Annotated in this window: 18 protein-coding genes and 1 tRNA gene; 5 read left to right on the top strand and 14 right to left on the bottom strand. The window is 46.9% G+C overall.

The window, feature by feature from the left end; genetic code table 11:
- Positions 1-189: 189 nt before the first annotated feature.
- The 6 genes from RFN81_RS03320 to rlmE all read right to left on the bottom strand — a co-directional run bounded on the left by RFN81_RS03320 (position 190) and on the right by rlmE (position 5,826).
- Positions 190-276, bottom strand: a tRNA-Leu gene (locus RFN81_RS03320).
- A gap of 24 nt (positions 277-300) precedes the next feature.
- A complete protein-coding gene (gene secG, locus RFN81_RS03315) occupies positions 301-633 on the bottom strand; it encodes a preprotein translocase subunit SecG (RefSeq protein ID WP_264497772.1) in 333 nt (110 codons plus the stop codon).
- Positions 634-881: 248 nt separating this feature from the next.
- Positions 882-2,219, bottom strand: coding sequence for a phosphoglucosamine mutase (gene glmM / locus RFN81_RS03310; RefSeq protein WP_264497771.1), 1,338 nt, complete (start codon positions 2,217-2,219; stop codon positions 882-884).
- Complete coding sequence (gene folP, locus RFN81_RS03305) at positions 2,216-3,061, bottom strand: dihydropteroate synthase (RefSeq protein WP_264497770.1); 846 nt, start codon at positions 3,059-3,061, stop codon at positions 2,216-2,218. The genes glmM and folP overlap by 4 nt, the downstream gene beginning before the upstream one ends.
- Positions 3,062-3,187: 126 nt before the next feature.
- A complete protein-coding gene (gene ftsH, locus RFN81_RS03300) occupies positions 3,188-5,149 on the bottom strand; it encodes an ATP-dependent zinc metalloprotease FtsH (RefSeq protein ID WP_264497769.1) in 1,962 nt (653 codons plus the stop codon).
- 47 nt (positions 5,150-5,196) lie between these two features.
- The gene (gene rlmE, locus RFN81_RS03295) at positions 5,197-5,826 is read right to left on the bottom strand and encodes a 23S rRNA (uridine(2552)-2'-O)-methyltransferase RlmE (RefSeq protein WP_264497768.1); all 630 of its coding nucleotides are present in this window, start codon (positions 5,824-5,826) and stop codon (positions 5,197-5,199) included.
- A 143-nt stretch (positions 5,827-5,969) separates the two neighbouring features.
- Here rlmE and yhbY point away from each other — a divergent pair, with 143 nt between their 5' ends.
- Complete coding sequence (gene yhbY / locus RFN81_RS03290) at positions 5,970-6,263, top strand: ribosome assembly RNA-binding protein YhbY (RefSeq protein WP_264497767.1); 294 nt, start codon at positions 5,970-5,972, stop codon at positions 6,261-6,263.
- A 127-nt stretch (positions 6,264-6,390) separates the two neighbouring features.
- Here yhbY and greA read toward each other — a convergent pair whose 3' ends face one another.
- Complete coding sequence (gene greA, locus RFN81_RS03285; protein ID WP_264497766.1) at positions 6,391-6,867, bottom strand: transcription elongation factor GreA; 477 nt, start codon at positions 6,865-6,867, stop codon at positions 6,391-6,393.
- Between the two features lie 266 nt (positions 6,868-7,133).
- Here greA and dacB point away from each other — a divergent pair, with 266 nt between their 5' ends.
- A complete protein-coding gene (dacB, locus tag RFN81_RS03280) occupies positions 7,134-8,567 on the top strand; it encodes a serine-type D-Ala-D-Ala carboxypeptidase (protein WP_264498861.1) in 1,434 nt (477 codons plus the stop codon).
- Positions 8,568-8,634: 67 nt separating this feature from the next.
- Here the strand turns inward: dacB and cgtA are convergent, their stop codons facing one another.
- The 4 genes from cgtA to rplU form a co-directional block, all read right to left on the bottom strand.
- Positions 8,635-9,807 carry an Obg family GTPase CgtA gene (gene cgtA, locus RFN81_RS03275; protein WP_264497765.1) on the bottom strand — a complete coding sequence of 391 codons (1,173 nt, stop codon included), beginning with the start codon at positions 9,805-9,807 and terminating at the stop codon, positions 8,635-8,637.
- A 257-nt stretch (positions 9,808-10,064) separates the two neighbouring features.
- The gene (locus RFN81_RS03270; RefSeq protein WP_264497764.1) at positions 10,065-11,027 is read right to left on the bottom strand and encodes a DMT family transporter; all 963 of its coding nucleotides are present in this window, start codon (positions 11,025-11,027) and stop codon (positions 10,065-10,067) included.
- A gap of 88 nt (positions 11,028-11,115) precedes the next feature.
- Positions 11,116-11,373: a 50S ribosomal protein L27 gene (rpmA, locus tag RFN81_RS03265; RefSeq protein WP_264497763.1), complete on the bottom strand. Its 258-nt coding sequence runs from the start codon at positions 11,371-11,373 to the stop codon at positions 11,116-11,118.
- 19 nt (positions 11,374-11,392) lie between these two features.
- Positions 11,393-11,704, bottom strand: coding sequence for a 50S ribosomal protein L21 (rplU, locus tag RFN81_RS03260; protein ID WP_010283026.1), 312 nt, complete (start codon positions 11,702-11,704; stop codon positions 11,393-11,395).
- 256 nt (positions 11,705-11,960) lie between these two features.
- On the opposite strand from rplU, the gene ispB reads away from it, so the two are divergent.
- On the top strand, positions 11,961-12,932 hold the full coding sequence (gene ispB / locus RFN81_RS03255) for an octaprenyl diphosphate synthase (protein WP_264497762.1): 972 nt from the start codon (positions 11,961-11,963) through the stop codon (positions 12,930-12,932).
- 75 nt (positions 12,933-13,007) lie between these two features.
- On the opposite strand, the gene RFN81_RS03250 is transcribed toward ispB, so the two are convergent.
- The gene (locus RFN81_RS03250; RefSeq protein ID WP_264497761.1) at positions 13,008-13,382 is read right to left on the bottom strand and encodes a DNA-binding protein; all 375 of its coding nucleotides are present in this window, start codon (positions 13,380-13,382) and stop codon (positions 13,008-13,010) included.
- Positions 13,383-13,629: 247 nt separating this feature from the next.
- A complete protein-coding gene (locus tag RFN81_RS03245; RefSeq protein ID WP_264497760.1) occupies positions 13,630-14,016 on the bottom strand; it encodes a DNA-binding protein in 387 nt (128 codons plus the stop codon).
- A 187-nt stretch (positions 14,017-14,203) separates the two neighbouring features.
- Here RFN81_RS03245 and RFN81_RS03240 point away from each other — a divergent pair, with 187 nt between their 5' ends.
- The gene (locus RFN81_RS03240; protein ID WP_264497759.1) at positions 14,204-14,467 is read left to right on the top strand and encodes a helix-turn-helix domain-containing protein; all 264 of its coding nucleotides are present in this window, start codon (positions 14,204-14,206) and stop codon (positions 14,465-14,467) included.
- Between the two features lie 60 nt (positions 14,468-14,527).
- On the opposite strand, the gene mdh is transcribed toward RFN81_RS03240, so the two are convergent.
- Complete coding sequence (gene mdh, locus RFN81_RS03235; protein WP_264497758.1) at positions 14,528-15,466, bottom strand: malate dehydrogenase; 939 nt, start codon at positions 15,464-15,466, stop codon at positions 14,528-14,530.
- Positions 15,467-15,933: 467 nt separating this feature from the next.
- Between mdh and argR the strand changes: the two genes are divergently transcribed.
- A complete protein-coding gene (argR, locus tag RFN81_RS03230) occupies positions 15,934-16,404 on the top strand; it encodes a transcriptional regulator ArgR (protein WP_264497757.1) in 471 nt (156 codons plus the stop codon).
- Positions 16,405-16,447 lie beyond the last annotated feature (43 nt).

The raw sequence follows: 16,447 nt of genomic DNA, 5'->3' as shown, positions 1-16,447 counted from the left end.
TTGGTGACTAACGTAATAAAAACGAATTGAAATATGGAAGAATATCATTGAAGTGTTTTGGGGGAAATTTCAAGCTGTAATGGATAGATAGGGCAGAACAAATACGTAGGCAGGTGCCGGGTACAGCAACAGAATAGGTGAAAAACTACAGATAAAAAAATAGACGCCGAACGACGTCTATTCTTATGTTGGTACCGAGGACGGGACTTGAACCCGTAAGCCCAATCGGGCACTACCACCTCAAGGTAGCGTGTCTACCAATTCCACCACCACGGCATCATTGTTACTACTTCAAAACGCTTATTTCGGAATATCACTTGCTGGTGTCGAAGGCGCAACCGGCGCAGTCGTCTGCTCGACTTTTTCTGGCTGACTTAAATTATCCCACGTACCACCAGTCTTCTGCAAAGAACTCAAATTACCCAACACAAGGCTGATAATGAAGAACAGCGTCGCTAATACCGCTGTCACGCGAGTCATGAAATTCCCGGAACCACTCGAACCAAACAAAGTGGCTGAAGCCCCTGCTCCAAACGACGCTCCCATATCAGCACCTTTACCCTGTTGAAGCATGATTAAGGCTACTAGCCCAATCGACACTAACAGGAAAATCACTAATAGCGCTTCGTACATAGTCGCACCTACTAACCGTTTTCCCCATTTATTATGGAGATGCTATATTCTGGCGGTAAACCGCATGTCCTTCCGCATAAAGATGTCTTAAACATCCGTTATTAAGCGGGTTTGAATACTAACCAAAGGAGATAACGTACGCAAGGGTAATTTAGCCACCATGGGTTAATTGCAGAAAAAAACAGCGGCTTTCAACATAAGAAGCCCATCAATCGGTTATCTATCTGATTGATGAATCAAAAAAGCTCTCATCCAGCTGCTTTTACTGCATCGGCAATTCGATTTGCCAACGCGATTACGGTCTCTTCGTTTTCACCCTCAACCATGACGCGGATAAGCGGCTCAGTACCAGATTTACGCAACAAAACCCGTCCGCATCCCGCTAGCTCTTTTTCTACCTCCAGCGTGATCTGCTGAACATGTTTGTCTTCCAACGGATCATTTTCCCCCGTGAACCGCACATTGACCAAGATTTGAGGGAATAACTTCATACCACTGCATAAATCATGAAGGCTCATATTGTTCCTCACGATCGCGGTAAGTACTTGTAACCCGGCAATCACACCATCGCCGGTCGTAGTTTTGTCCAGCAGGATCACATGCCCAGAGTTCTCTGCACCTATCCGCCACCCTTTTACCTGCATCATTTCTAATACATAGCGGTCGCCCACTTTAGCGCGAGCAAACGGGATGCCGAGCTGCTTTAACGCCACTTCAAGCCCCATGTTACTCATCAGCGTGCCCACTGCGCCACCACGCAGTTGCCCCTGGCGTAGGCCTTCGCGGGCGATGATATACAGGATCTGATCGCCATCAACCTTGTTGCCTAAATGGTCGACCATAATAAGACGATCGCCATCGCCGTCGAAAGCCAAACCAACATCGGCTTTTTCAGCCAGTACGCGCGCCTGTAGCTGCCTAACATCGGTAGCGCCGCACTCTTCGTTGATATTCATGCCATCGGGCTCGCAGCCAATCGTAATGACTTTCGCACCCAGCTCGCGCAATACGCTAGGAGCGATATGGTAGGTCGCACCATTGGCGCAATCTACCACAATTTTTAGCCCATTGAGATTCAGCTCACTTGGAAAGGTCCCTTTACAAAATTCGATGTAACGCCCAGCGGCATCAACAATGCGGCTTGCTTTGCCTAATTCAGCAGACTCAACACACGTCAGCGGTTTTTCTAGTTCAGCCTCGATCGCTTCTTCTACGTCATCCGGCAGCTTGGTGCCGTCAATCGAAAAGAATTTAATTCCATTGTCATAATAAGGATTGTGAGAAGCTGAAATCACAATCCCCGCCTCTGCGCGGAATGCGCGAGTAAGATAAGCAACCGCGGGCGTTGGCATTGGGCCTGTAAATGAGGCTGACAGCCCCGCTGCCGCTAGCCCGGCCTCCAAAGCGGATTCCAGCATATAGCCAGAAATGCGAGTATCTTTACCGATAATAATTTTACGAGATCCATGCCGAGCCAACACCTTCCCGGCGGCCCAACCCAGCTTAAGTACAAAGTCTGGAGTAATCGGTGTATCTCCTACCTTGCCACGAACGCCATCAGTACCAAAATATTTGCGGTTACTCATCTTATTATTTGTTCCTTCGCAGAAAGCGTGGCTTCAACAATGCGCATGGCATCAGCCGTTTCTTTAACATCGTGTACTCGAATAACCTGTGCTCCCTGCATCGCTGCGATTACGGCACAAGCGACGCTGCCATGAACACGTTGCGCAGGAGAGACATTAAGGAGTTGCCCAACCATAGATTTCCTCGACATACCAACCAAAAGAGGCAATCTGAAACGATGTAACTCACTTAGACGAGCCAGAAGTGCATAATTATGTGCGAGATTTTTACCGAATCCAAATCCTGGATCCAGTAATAGCTTACTTTTCGGAATATTGGCGCTAACGCAGCGATCGATCTGCTGCTGAAAGAAGTTTCCGATCTCCTGCATCAGATCATCATAATGCGGTTTATTCTGCATGGTTCTCGGCATCCCTTGCATATGCATCAGACATACAGGTAAACCGGTTGCCGCCGCTGCTTCCAGTGCGCCCGGCTCTTGCAAAGCGCGGATGTCATTAATCAGATGCGCTCCTGCCCGTGCCGACGCGATCATGACTTCCGGTTTTGAGGTATCAACGGAGATCCATACGTCAAAACGCCTAGCAATTGCCTCTACCACTGGTATCACGCGGTTAAGTTCTTCCTCCGTACTTACTTCATCCGCCCCAGGGCGCGTAGATTCGCCGCCAATGTCGATCAAGGTAGCGCCAGCAGCGATCATCTCCTGGGCATGCAGTAGTGCCGCATCAAGACTATTGTGCTTACCACCATCGGAAAAGGAATCTGGCGTGACATTGAGAATACCCATGACACGTGGGCAAGAAAGATCCAGCGTTGAGTCTCTGGCAACCAGTTGCATGTTTTACCTCCGCATTCTGGTGGATATAGCGTGAAAATTCTTTGAAAACTCTTTCAGTAAAAAACCCCAGACTGAGCTGGGGTTTCATTGTTAAAAACGTCGGTAGATGATTGACTTAGCATCCACTCATTCAGACATTGTATTCGCGGATGGTGTATTACCAGATGACGTGTTATCCGTCTTAGGCGTCTGCAATTCATCCGTAGACGTAGGGGCTTTGGGCGCGCCGCCGTGACCAGAATCATTGTCAGAACGCGAGGCTTCCCACCCTGCAGGCGGACGAATCTCTTTCTTACGTTCCATTAAATCGTCAATCTGCGGTGCATCTATGGTTTCATACTTCATCAGCGCATCTTTCATTGCATGAAGAATGTCCAAATTAGCCATTAGCAATTCCCGCGCACGCGTATAGTTGCGTTCAACAAGCGACTTCACTTCCTGATCGATGATACGTGCCGTTTCATCAGACATATGCTTAGCTTTTGCCACCGAGCGACCGAGGAAAACTTCGCCATCTTCCTCAGCGTAGAGCAACGGACCTAATTTCTCAGAGAAACCCCATTGCGTCACCATGTTACGCGCAATAGACGTTGCAACTTTTATGTCATTAGATGCGCCCGTGGAAACATGTTCCGCACCATAGATAATTTCTTCGGCTAGCCGACCACCATAAAGCGTAGATATCTGACTTTCCAGCTTCTGACGACTGGCGCTGATCGCATCCCCTTCTGGCAGGAAAAATGTCACACCCAACGCTCGACCTCGTGGAATAATCGTCACCTTATGAACAGGATCGTGCTCGGGCACCAGACGACCAATAATGGCGTGCCCAGCTTCATGATAGGCCGTCGATTCCTTTTGCTTTTCCGTCATTACCATGGAACGGCGCTCTGCGCCCATCATGATTTTATCCTTAGCCTTCTCGAATTCGACCATCGAAACAACACGTTTGTTGCCACGAGCCGAGAACAAAGCGGCTTCGTTCACGAGGTTGGCCAAATCGGCACCGGAAAAACCAGGCGTACCGCGCGCAATGACGGATGGTTCAACATCTGGAGATAACGGCACACGACGCATATGGACTTTAAGTATTTGCTCACGACCGCGAACGTCCGGCAGGCCTACGACGACCTGGCGATCAAAACGACCTGGACGCAGTAACGCAGGGTCAAGAACGTCAGGACGGTTAGTCGCCGCGATGACAATAATGCCTTCATTACCTTCAAAGCCGTCCATCTCAACTAACATTTGGTTCAACGTCTGCTCACGTTCGTCGTGACCACCGCCCAAACCGGCACCACGTTGTCGACCAACGGCATCAATTTCATCGATAAAAATAATACAAGGTGCCGCTTTCTTCGCTTGTTCAAACATGTCGCGAACTCGGGAAGCGCCGACGCCCACAAACATTTCAACGAAGTCAGAACCAGAGATGGTAAAGAAAGGCACTTTGGCTTCACCTGCAATCGCTTTCGCCAGCAACGTTTTACCTGTTCCCGGCGGGCCGACCATGAGGATACCCTTTGGAATTTTACCACCTAGCTTCTGAAAACGACTGGGTTCACGCAGGTACTCCACCAATTCACTGACTTCTTCCTTCGCTTCATCACAGCCTGCGACATCGGCAAAAGTCGTTTTAATTTGATCTTCCGTTAACATGCGTGCCTTGCTCTTTCCGAAGGACATGGCGCCTTTCCCACCCCCGCCTTGCATTTGGCGCATGAAAAAGATCCAGACACCTATCAGTAACAGCATAGGGAACCAGGAAATAAAGATAGAAGCCAACAGGCTCGGCTCTTCCGGTGGCTCACCAACGACTTTTACATTCTTCGTTAGCAGATTATCCAGTAGCTTGGGATCATTGACAGGGATGTAGGTTGTATATCTGTTGCTATCTTTTTTGATAACACTGATCTCACGCCCGTTAATACGCGCTTCACGAACCTGATCCTGATTAACTTCAGTCAAGAAGGTTGAATAATCCACCCTACGGCCATTCGACTCGCTGGGCCCAAAGCTCTGGAAAACAGACATCAGCACAACCGCGATGACTAACCAGAGAATTAGGTTTTTCGCCATGTCACTCAAGGGATTAACCTCATATTACAACTGTGTTAAAAAACAGCGTTAGGGTACTACAGTTTACGCCCCGTCGCTACAATATACACTTCACGAGACCGGGCACGTGAGGCGTCTGGTTTACGAATTTTCACTTTCGTAAACAGGGAGCGAATTTCCCGTAGGTATTCATCAAAGCCTTCTCCCTGAAACACTTTCACCAGAAAACTTCCGCCTGGTGCTAATACATCTCGGCACATACTAAGCGCCAATTCAACCAAATACATCGACTTCGGTATATCAACGGCTGGTGTACCACTCATGTTAGGTGCCATGTCAGACATCACCACCTGAACTTTGCTATCGCCAACCCTTTCTAGCAACGTATTGAGAACTCGCTCGTCACGAAAATCGCCTTGCAGGAAATCAACGCCGACAATGGGATCCATAGGTAAAATATCGCACGCGATGATTCGACCACTTCCCCCAATTTGCGTGACCACATATTGCGACCAACCACCGGGCGCGGCACCTAAATCCACAACCGTCATCCCAGCTTTAAACAGTTTGTCGCTCTGTTGTATTTCATCAAGTTTAAACCAAGCACGAGAGCGCAGCCCTTTTTTCTGAGCCTGCTGTACATATTTATCGCTAAAGTGTTCCTGCAACCAGCGACTGGAGCTTGCAGAACGCTTTTTATTCGCCATCAATTTTCCAACTATTCTCAGTAACGCACCCATGGTCGAGAGAAACATCTCACCGATTACCAATCAAAACAGTCAAATTGGTTATAATCTTGAGATGACGGTAGAATGGCCTGTTTTCAATCCCAACCTAAGTAAAAAAGACAATGAACCTAAGTAATAAACAAAAACAATACCTGAAAGGCTTAGCACATCCATTAAAACCGGTTGTGATGCTAGGCAATAACGGTCTCACCGAAGGTGTTCTGGCTGAGATCGAGCAAGCATTGTCGCATCACGAGTTGATCAAGATAAAGGTAGCGACAGAAGAACGTGAAACCAAAACCTTGATTGTTGAAGCGATTGTCCGCGAAACGGCCGCTGCGAATGTTCAAGTTATCGGCCATACTCTGGTGCTCTACCGTCCAGCTAAAGAGCGTAAAATTGTGTTACCACGATAACACTTTTTGTTTCAGGATACTCGGTTTAAACGGAAAGGTGCCATGCCTATTGATTAGAGAAAAGGCCGCAAGCGGCCTTTTTCTTTTCTTTACAATTTTTGCCGTTTAAATCAACAACACGGCAAATTTATAGGTATTCTACCTTCAAAATTTCATATTCTACATCACCGCCCGGTGTGCTGATGACGACAACATCATCTTCTTCTTTACCGATCAACCCACGTGCAATTGGGGAGTTAACAGAGATCAGATTCTGTTTAAAATCTGCCTCATCATCACCAACAATACGATAGGTTTGTTCTTCCTCACTATCCAGGTTCATCACCGTCACCGTCGCGCCGAAAATAACGCGTCCATTCGCTGCCATCTTCGTAACATCGATGACCTGTGCGTTAGACAATTTCGCTTCAATGTCTTGGATTCGCCCTTCACAAAAACCCTGCTGTTCCCGTGCGGCATGATATTCTGCGTTTTCTTTTAGATCGCCGTGCTCACGCGCTTCAGCGATGGCCGCAATAATTTGAGGTCGTCGCACAGACTTTAGGTAGTCAAGCTCTTCGCGCAGCTTTTCAGCGCCGCGCAACGTCATCGGAAATTGTTTCATATTATCTAACACCTCTAGAAAAGTCCGTAAGATCCAAATAATCGTCATCCTGACGCATTAAAATCAAAGGCAACGAAGTCTCTGCTTCGCGCCAATCCTCATAGGACGTAAACAATAGCAACCAGTCCCGGAACAAAATATCTGGGCTGGCAATGGTTTCGCATTTTGATGAACATTTTACCTCAGAGTTCAATGAGGGTCATCGTTTACTTTAGACCTGATTGCGCCGTAGTATGACCGCACGTTACCCCGTTTTAGCTGAGATTATGCGTTTTTCATCGATTGTTACCGGATTAGCCTGCGCTTTTGTTCTGCATGCCAAGGCAGCTTCTATTGAGGATTATCGTCAATATTTGCCAGACGGCGCCAATTTGGCGCTATTGGTACAAAAGGTTGGCGCAACAACACCCACAACGGCCTTCAATAGCCAGCAAATGGCACTTCCTGCCAGTACACAGAAGGTGATAACCGCTTTAGCTGCATTATTGCAATTAGGCCCAGATTACCGATTTATCACCACAATGGAAAGCCATGGATCCCTCACCGGTGGGGTTTTAAACGGTAACCTGATCGTACGATTTAGTGGCGATCCTACCCTAAAACGTCAGCAAATTCGGAATATGGTTCAGGAATTAAGAAAACGAGGGATTCAGCAAATATCAGGGGATGTGCTAATCGATACTTCCGTTTTTGCCAGCCACGATAAAGCCCCAGGCTGGCCATGGAACGACATGACGCAGTGTTTCAGTGCCCCGCCAGGTGCAGCAATTGTCGATCGTAACTGTTTTTCTATTTCACTTTACAGCGCGCCTAAAGTTGGTGATAACGCGTTTATCCGCGTTGCATCTTATTACCCAGTACAAATGTTCAGCGAAGTGCGCACGCTGGCTAACGGATCCCCTGATGCACAGTACTGTGAGTTGGATGTGGTTCCCGGAGAGTTGAATCGTTTCACACTTACCGGTTGCCTGACTCAACGTAGTGACCCTCTTCCGCTAGCGTTTGCAATCCAAGATGGCGCTAGCTATGCCGGTGCTATCGTTAAAGATGAACTCCAACAGGCATCTATCCGTATTGGAGGTAACCTTCGTCGACAGACGCAGCCGAACTCAGTGGGTAATGTGCTGGCTCAAACACAATCAGCGCCGTTGCATGATCTGCTTACCGTGATGCTTAAAAAATCGGACAATATGATTGCCGATACCGTCTTTAGAACCATTGGGCGTCAACGCTTTGATGTGCCAGGAACATGGCGTGCTGGTGCAGATGCCGTGCGTCAAATTTTGCGTCAGAAGGCGGGAATAAATTTAGGAAACAGTATTATTGTTGATGGTTCGGGCCTGTCGCGGCATAACCTGATTTCGCCGGAAACGATGATGCAGGTATTACAGTACATCGCGCAGCATGATAATACGTTGAATTTTATTAAGATGCTTCCGCTCTCTGGTTACGACGGCACATTACGATATCGGGGTGGCTTGCATGAGGCAGGAGTCGATGGCAAGGTTTCAGCTAAAACGGGGGCATTACAAGGCGTATACAATCTGGCTGGATTCATAACCACCGCAAGTGGTCAGCGTATGGCATTCGTTCAGTTCCTGTCTGGCTATGCCGTGCCGCCAGAAGATCAGCGCACACGCCGTGTTCCGCTGGTCAGATTTGAAAGTCGCCTTTACAAAGATATTTATCAAAGTAACTAATAACAACGCGGCCTTACCCATTAAGGTAAAGCCGCGACAGTAAGAGATGTACTAGTGGAAAAATGCGTTATTTTTGATAAATAATTTCAACGCCTTCATCATCTTCATCGTTCCAATCATCATCCCATTCTTCTTCAGCCTCTTTTTCTACTTCGGCCAGTTGTTCGCGATGATAATCATCCCACATGAACTCGACTTTTTCCGTCGCACTTTCAGCCATCGCTGTTATTTTCGGGTTCGCTTTCAGGAAGCTCATCACATCCCAGCACAGTGGGGTAATGCCTTCGCGGTTGGCAGCAGAAATCAGATAGTACTTGTCATCCCAACCTAGTGCGGTGGCGATATCTTTGGCCCGTTTTTCCGCCTCAGCCTTATCAATCAAATCTATTTTATTAAAAACCAGCCAACGTGGTTTTTCTGCCAAGCCTGCACCATACTGCTCTAACTCGTTGATAATGACTTTGGCATTTTCAACTGGATCAGACTCATCTACCGGCGCTAAATCAACCAAGTGTAACAGTACGCGGCAACGCTCAAGATGTTTTAGAAAGCGAATGCCCAATCCCGCCCCGTCAGAAGCGCCTTCAATTAAGCCAGGGATATCTGCCACAACAAAGCTCTGCTCGCTATCCATGCGCACTACGCCAAGGCTAGGAACCAACGTAGTAAACGGATAATCGGCGACTTTCGGCTTAGCTGCCGAAACGGCACGGATAAAAGTTGATTTGCCTGCATTAGGCAAGCCAAGCATCCCCACATCCGCCAATAACAGCAACTCTAACATCAGCTCACGTTCTTCGCCTTTTGTACCGTTCGTTTTTTGGCGGGGGGCGCGATTAACAGATGATTTAAAACGCGAGTTGCCTAAACCATGCCATCCCCCTTTCGCCACCATCAGTCTCTGCTGATGGTGCGTCATATCGCCGAGTACCTCTCCTGTTCCTTGATCCAGAACACGCGTACCAACAGGAACCTTAATCGTGATATCTTTACCACGTTTGCCGGTACAATCGCGGCTTTGTCCGTTTTGCCCTCGCTCTGCGCGAAAAGATTTTTCGAACCGATAATCAATCAGCGTATTAAGATTTTCATCAGCCAGCAGGTAAACGTCACCGCCATCGCCACCGTCGCCGCCATCTGGGCCACCGTTAGGAATATATTTTTCGCGGCGAAAGCTAACACAACCGTTGCCGCCATCGCCCGCCACAACAAGTATTGTGGCTTCATCTACAAACTTCATTGATTCTCTCCGCAAAAAACCAATAGAGCATACCTATGTGTTTTAAGCTTGTTATTGGTTTTTCTGGGTAATTTCTTAATTTTATGGCGTGTAATGCACTTCTACCTGCCATTAGAAAAATATTGCACCAGAACATATCCTGGCAAAGTGGGTAGATTGTACCTGTCTGCCTACATAATTTCATCTGTATTAAAAATAAGCACCGCTACAGAATAAGCAAACACACCCTCAACTAGATGTAATCGGCCTTCTTTCAACTACTTTTGCGGCATCAACGGCGGCACGAGATCTTTCTTTCCAGGGAATAAACGATGTCCGATAGCCGAAAACATCGCGCCGGCAACAACGACAAAAGCCCCTAGATAGCCGATCCAATTCAGCGCCTGAGCGATAAAAAAATCTGGCCACGCTAACGCGAGTAAATCGGAAAATAGCAATGTAAACAACGGTGTCAGCGTAACGACAGCGCTTACCTGCGACGCCTGCCAACGCGCCATTGCCTCAGCCAGCGCGCCATAGCCAATCAATGTATTCGCACCGCAGAACAGCAGGCATATAAGTTGCCAGCCACTAAGCTGGAAAATAACATCAGGCTTAGCAAAAGGCGTTATGAAGATGACACACAGTACATATAGTAAGAACAAAATTTGCGCTGATGTTAGACGTCGTAATAGTACCTTCTGTGCGACGCCATAAGCTACCCATACCGTCGCTGCGCAAACACCTAACAGTACGCCCAGCGTGTAGTCCGTCAAGCGGGTAAAAATCTCAACAAGGCTAGTGTTAAAAAACATAGTCAGGCCACAGATCAGCATAATTGCGCCAATCACCTGTGTACCACGCATTTTTTCTCTTAAGATAAGCACACTGGCGAACATCATCCCAACCGGGGAGAGTTGCCCAATAACCTGGGACGCCGTTGGACTCAGATACTGTAAAGACGAACTAAAGAAAACAAAATTGCCTAACAACCCTGCCGTGGCAACAAGTAACAAAATCCACCAACGACGATGACGAAAAATCCGTATCGGCGGCAGATTATGACGAGAAGACAAAATGATGCCAAGCCCTATGGACGCAATAAGAAAACGATACCAAACAACAGTATAAGGTTCCATGACTATCAGAACCTGTTTCATGGCTATCGGTAATGCCCCCCAGCATACTGCCGTAACCAGCGCCAGACAAAACCCGATCCCCGTCTGCTGTTTAGTGTTCATACTTATCCAAATGGTTGGCTCAGATCCAGAACGTAAAAAGCCCCGCAAAGAATGCGGGGCCTAAATCTGTAAGACCTAATGCGAAAAATTACGCAGCAACGATGCTGATAAATTTACGATTTTTAGGGCCTTTAACTTCAAACTGAACTTTACCATCAGTCAAAGCGAACAGAGTATGGTCTTTCCCGCAACCAACGTTAGTTCCTGCATGGAATTTGGTACCACGTTGACGAACGATGATGTTACCTGCCAGTACACTCTCACCGCCGAAACGTTTTACACCTAAACGTTGTGCGTTAGAATCGCGACCATTACGGGTTGAACCGCCAGCTTTCTTGTGTGCCATTTAATCCGCTCTCCTAATCTTAAGCGCTAATGCCGGTAATTTTCACATCAGTGAACCACTGACGGTGACCTGCTTGCTTACGGTAGTGTTTACGGCGACGGAACTTGACGATCTTCACTTTCTCGCCACGACCATGAGCAACGACTTCAGCCTTGATCTTACCGCCATCGACGAAAGGAACGCCGATTTTTATTTCTTCACCGTTGGCAACCATCAGAACCTGGTCAAACTCAACGGCTTCACCAGTTGCGATGTCCAGCTTTTCCAAGCGAACGGTTTGCCCTTCGCTTACTCGGTGTTGTTTACCACCACTTTGGAAAACTGCGTACATATAAAACTCCGCTTTCCGCGCACCCATTAATATGTTTCAGAGCGCACTATAAATATTCATAATAGGGCGCGAATTCTACGCAAAAACACTACACATGACAAGAGCAGAATCAACGTATGCGAAGAAAAAGAGAACAACGAGTGAACTGCCGTTTATCTCTCTCATTTTTCAAGTACAATCGGCGTAATAAGTTCCGTCTTGCCGATATGCAACCGCAATTTTACGGCAGTGTTGAAGACATACGTTGGCACAAATCATGAATCTAGAACAAATAACAACATTGGCTGCGCAAGATATGGCGGCGGTGAATGATGTCATTCTCAAACACCTAAATTCCGACGTCGTTTTGATTAATCAGCTTGGCCATTACATCATTGACGGCGGAGGGAAGCGGATACGTCCAATGATTGCGGTACTTGCCGCCAGAGCGCTCGCCTATGCCGGCGATAAACATATCACTGTTGCTGCATTGATTGAATTCATCCATACCGCAACATTGTTACATGATGATGTGGTAGATGAATCCGACATGCGTCGGGGCAAAGCAACCGCAAATGCCGCCTTTGGCAACGCCGCGAGCGTGTTGGTTGGTGATTTCATCTATACCAGAGCATTCCAGATGATGACCAGCCTCGAATCGCTGCGCGTGCTAGCCCTAATGTCAGAAGCTGTGAATGTCATTGCTGAAGGCGAAGTCTTACAGTTAATGAATTGCAATGACCCGGACATTACCGAAGAAAGCTATATGCGTGTTATTTATAGTAAAACAGCACGTTTGTTTGAGGCTGCGGCGCAATCTTCATCTATTCTTGCAGGTGCAACGCCAGAGCAGGAAAATGCGCTAAAGGACTATGGTCGATACTTGGGCACTGCGTTTCAATTGATTGACGATCTACTAGATTACAGCGCGGATGGTAACGTTCTGGGCAAAAACACAGGTGATGATCTCAATGAGGGTAAGCCAACATTGCCGCTACTACACGCGATGCGACAGGGTAACAAGGAACAAAGTTCGTTAATTCGTAAGGCGATTGAAGAAGGAAATGGACGTCATCTGCTCGACACCGTTCTTGCGACAATGCAGCAGTGTGGATCGCTTGAATATACGCGTAAGCGAGCTGAAGAAGAGGCAGATAAAGCGATTCTATCTCTACAGCAACTACCGGAAACGCCATACCGTATTGCGCTAGAGGGGCTTGCTCACCTTGCTGTCAAGCGCGATTTCTAACCGCGCTTGGCAAATATTATGCGGGCTTAATTTCTCTCTATGCGGCACTGTAAAACGGCGCCGCACATTTGCAAATTAATCAGTCTGGCCAGATGTGCCAGTATCCAGACGAGACAACATCGCTATCGTCCCTTCCCTTAAGATGAAATTAATTAGTCGGGTTCTTTCATCAACGGAAAGCTGATGAAAGATATGCACCCATGAAGATAGTAATGTCGGCTCATTATCGATGCGATAATACTCTGTTGGCGGATTCTCCTTCATAGAAAGAGATTGTCTGACCTCGCTCGGCAAACTACGAATAGAATATTCGACACCTCGTCCTTGAACTCCTTTCCGCCGACGCTTTTCCCAGCCGTCATCACGTGCCCGTTTGTTCAGCCCCTGCGGTGATTTAGGCAATCCACCTACGCCGACCAGCTCACTTGTTGTAAACCATTCTTTGTCCACACTCGTCACTCCTTTGTTTGTTTTGAACAGGCAGTACGTCAACTCGCCCAAAAGTTTCCATATAATAGACCATTATTACCCAAATAACTAACATTTACGCGTTACGATAACACCTAAAGCATAAAGAGATAGTCTCAATCCAATTAATAACAGGTGGCACTGCGTCCGCACGAGGCGGTAAGTCGCAAAAAACAGCATCGGCTTTTGCACCACAAAACGAGCGATCGGCCAGCACGCGTCCAATCGATCAATCAATCTCCGTGGATGAGACGCCATCTTCACTTGACGGCGTAATACCCAACTGGCGTAACGTTGCTGACACGCCAACTCGTAAAATATAAGAAATTAGGTTATCTCTTTCTTTTTCAGATAATTGTTGATAGATCTTCATCCATACAGCTAGAGAGGCTGGCTGTTTCTCAGAATACGGTGAAGGTTCAATTTCGCGTAATAGTGCTGTCTTTACCGTATCCGGCAAGCTGTGAATTGAGTACTCAACGCCCCTTCCCTGGACACCTTTGCGACGGCGTTTCTCCCACCCATCTTCACGAGCGCGCTTATTCAATCCTTGTCTGGATTTAGGAAGGCCACCGACTCCAACCAATTCGTTGGTAGCAAACCACTCTTTTTTCATCGCCTTTCATCCTGATAGTGCCGTCCCTAACAAAAACGTGCTTATTTGGAAATTAATTGGGAATTTTAAGGAAATCTAATGCTATATTATTTCCTATTAATAACGGCATGTTAGTCCAACACGTAACTAATATCCGTTATTTATACCACTAATTTACAGTCGTCTTATAGCAAATAAGGGAAGGATTATGATTTCAAGGAAACAAGACTGGCACCCTGCTGATATCATTGCTGCACTGCGCAAAAAAAACACGACGCTGGCGGCGGTATCGCGAGCGGCCGGATTAAGTTCATCGACGTTAGCTAACGCACTCTCTCGCCCCTGGCCTAAAGGAGAATGGCTGATTGCCGATGCATTGGGAATACATCCATCTGAGATTTGGCCAAGTCGGTACTACGATCCTGAAACCAATAAACTTATCGATAGAAAGAAACTCATTCGCCCCGATTAAAAAAAGGCCGGAGATTCTCTCTCCGGCCTTTTTTTAATATGCATCCAAGGGTGATCATCATCACTTCTTGATAAACGCCTCGCCTAATTCAATATCCTGCCTTAGCGTATCCAGCATGGTGTTAAGCGCGTTTTGCTCAAAAGCACTTAATGAGCCGATTTTTTTACGCTCTATAATCCCGTCTTTTCCTAACAGGACCGGCTGCGCGAAGAAGCGGGCATATTCACCATCACTCTCAACATATGCGCATTCCACTACTTCCTTTTTGCCTTGCAGTGCTCTGACGAGGGAGAGGCCGAAACAGGCTGCGGCATGCCCCATAGATAATGTCGCAGACCCACTCCCTGCTTTGGCTTCAACAACTTCTGTGCCCGCATTCTGAATACGCTTAGTCAGTTCAATAACTTCCTGCTCGCTGAATTCGACACCAGGAACCTGAGACAGTAGCGGCAAAATTGTCACACCAGAATGCCCCCCCACCACGGGCACATTAATCTCCTGCGGCAGTTTACCTTTTAACTCAGCGACGAACGTATTAGAGCGGATAACATCCAGCGTGGTGACGCCGAACAGTTTATTTTTGTCATATACTCCTGCTTTTTTTAGCACTTCGGCAGCGATAGCCACAGTAGTATTCACAGGGTTCGTAATCACGCCAATGCAAGCTTTCGGGCAAACAACAGCAATTTGTTCAACCAAATTACGCACAATGCTGGCATTAACGTTAAATAAATCAGAACGATCCATACCAGGTTTTCGCGCCACCCCGGCAGAAATCAGCACAACATCCGCACCAATAAGCGCGGGTTTAGCATCCTCACCGCTAAAACCTATCGTCTTTACAGCGGTAGGGATATGGCCCAGATCAACAGCGACACCTGGTGTAACAGGAGCAATATCGTACAGAGATAATTCTGAACCAGAAGGAAGCTGGGTTTTGAGGAGGAGTGCGAGTGCCTGACCGATGCCGCCTGCCGCTCCGAGAACTGCAACTTTCATCCTAAACTCCTTATTATCGTAAAATAAAAAATCATTCTAATTCAATAAATTAAAAAAAATACATCATAAGTGTAAGTTAAGTCTACGTACCTTTCTGCTCAGCAAAGAAGCAAGAAATAAAAATTGCTATGTCACTAATAATAAACTAAAAGCACCCTTCCGTTTGAAAGGTAACTAAAGTTAATAGGCCGGCGATCAAAAATGAGAAGCGTGTTCACAAAAAACAATCAATACACGCCATTATATTAATTTGAGCGTGCTAAGCGCGCCGATAAAAACTGATAAATTATCTACATATTTATAGCATTAAGCACGCTTTTCAAATATTCCACGCGGTGGATTAATTTGAAAACATTGATTGACACCGATGTAGCGCAATGCATTGGAATTATACGCAAATTAATTGCATAAAAATGCATAAAAATGCATAATAACCAATATCTCTACAACAACTTATCCGGTGCAGAATGCGAAACTCGACAAAGCAGGAAGATCTCGTTAAATCGTTCAAAGCGCTGTTAAAGGAAGAGAAGTTCAGTTCCCAAAGTGAAATTGTTCAGGCATTGCAAGACGAAGGGTTTGAAAACATTAACCAGTCTAAAGTATCACGCATGCTAACAAAATTTGGCGCGGTACGCACACGTAATGCGAAGATGGAAATGGTATATTGTCTTCCCGCCGAACTGGGTGTTCCTACGACATCTAGCCCATTGAAAAACCTGGTATTAGACGTAGATTATAACGATGCAGTCGTCGTCATCCATACCAGCCCAGGCGCTGCGCAACTCATTGCCCGCCTACTAGACTCCCTGGGAAAATCTGAAGGGATCTTAGGTACCATCGCCGGTGATGACACGATCTTTACCACCCCAGCAAGAAATTTCAGTGTCAAACAACTCTACGAAGCCATTTTGATACTCTTCGAGCAAGAGTTATAACTGTTAGCGTAACGCTCGCTACAGTCTATAGCTCGCCCATTTC

The sequence above is a fragment of the Pectobacterium cacticida genome, from assembly GCF_036885195.1.
Taxonomy (GTDB): domain Bacteria; phylum Pseudomonadota; class Gammaproteobacteria; order Enterobacterales; family Enterobacteriaceae; genus Pectobacterium; species Pectobacterium cacticida.
The sequence above is the reverse complement of the archived record's forward strand: the minus strand, read 5'-3'. Positions and strand labels throughout refer to the sequence as shown.

Excerpts from the sequence above, each read along its gene's own strand:
- dacB (WP_264498861.1), top strand. The coding sequence starts at position 7,134 with ATGCGTTTTTCATCGATTGTTACCGGATTAGCCTGCGCTTTTGTTCTG.
- mdh (WP_264497758.1), bottom strand. The coding sequence starts at position 15,466 with ATGAAAGTTGCAGTTCTCGGAGCGGCAGGCGGCATCGGTCAGGCACTC.
- yhbY (WP_264497767.1), top strand. The coding sequence starts at position 5,970 with ATGAACCTAAGTAATAAACAAAAACAATACCTGAAAGGCTTAGCACAT.
- greA (WP_264497766.1), bottom strand. The coding sequence starts at position 6,867 with ATGAAACAATTTCCGATGACGTTGCGCGGCGCTGAAAAGCTGCGCGAA.
- RFN81_RS03245 (WP_264497760.1), bottom strand. The coding sequence starts at position 14,016 with ATGAAAAAAGAGTGGTTTGCTACCAACGAATTGGTTGGAGTCGGTGGC.
- secG (WP_264497772.1), bottom strand. The coding sequence starts at position 633 with ATGTACGAAGCGCTATTAGTGATTTTCCTGTTAGTGTCGATTGGGCTA.
- rplU (WP_010283026.1), bottom strand. The coding sequence starts at position 11,704 with ATGTACGCAGTTTTCCAAAGTGGTGGTAAACAACACCGAGTAAGCGAA.
- ispB (WP_264497762.1), top strand. The coding sequence starts at position 11,961 with ATGAATCTAGAACAAATAACAACATTGGCTGCGCAAGATATGGCGGCG.
- rlmE (WP_264497768.1), bottom strand. The coding sequence starts at position 5,826 with ATGGCGAATAAAAAGCGTTCTGCAAGCTCCAGTCGCTGGTTGCAGGAA.
- cgtA (WP_264497765.1), bottom strand. The coding sequence starts at position 9,807 with ATGAAGTTTGTAGATGAAGCCACAATACTTGTTGTGGCGGGCGATGGC.
- glmM (WP_264497771.1), bottom strand. The coding sequence starts at position 2,219 with ATGAGTAACCGCAAATATTTTGGTACTGATGGCGTTCGTGGCAAGGTA.
- rpmA (WP_264497763.1), bottom strand. The coding sequence starts at position 11,373 with ATGGCACACAAGAAAGCTGGCGGTTCAACCCGTAATGGTCGCGATTCT.
- argR (WP_264497757.1), top strand. The coding sequence starts at position 15,934 with ATGCGAAACTCGACAAAGCAGGAAGATCTCGTTAAATCGTTCAAAGCG.
- RFN81_RS03240 (WP_264497759.1), top strand. The coding sequence starts at position 14,204 with ATGATTTCAAGGAAACAAGACTGGCACCCTGCTGATATCATTGCTGCA.
- RFN81_RS03270 (WP_264497764.1), bottom strand. The coding sequence starts at position 11,027 with ATGAACACTAAACAGCAGACGGGGATCGGGTTTTGTCTGGCGCTGGTT.
- folP (WP_264497770.1), bottom strand. The coding sequence starts at position 3,061 with ATGCAACTGGTTGCCAGAGACTCAACGCTGGATCTTTCTTGCCCACGT.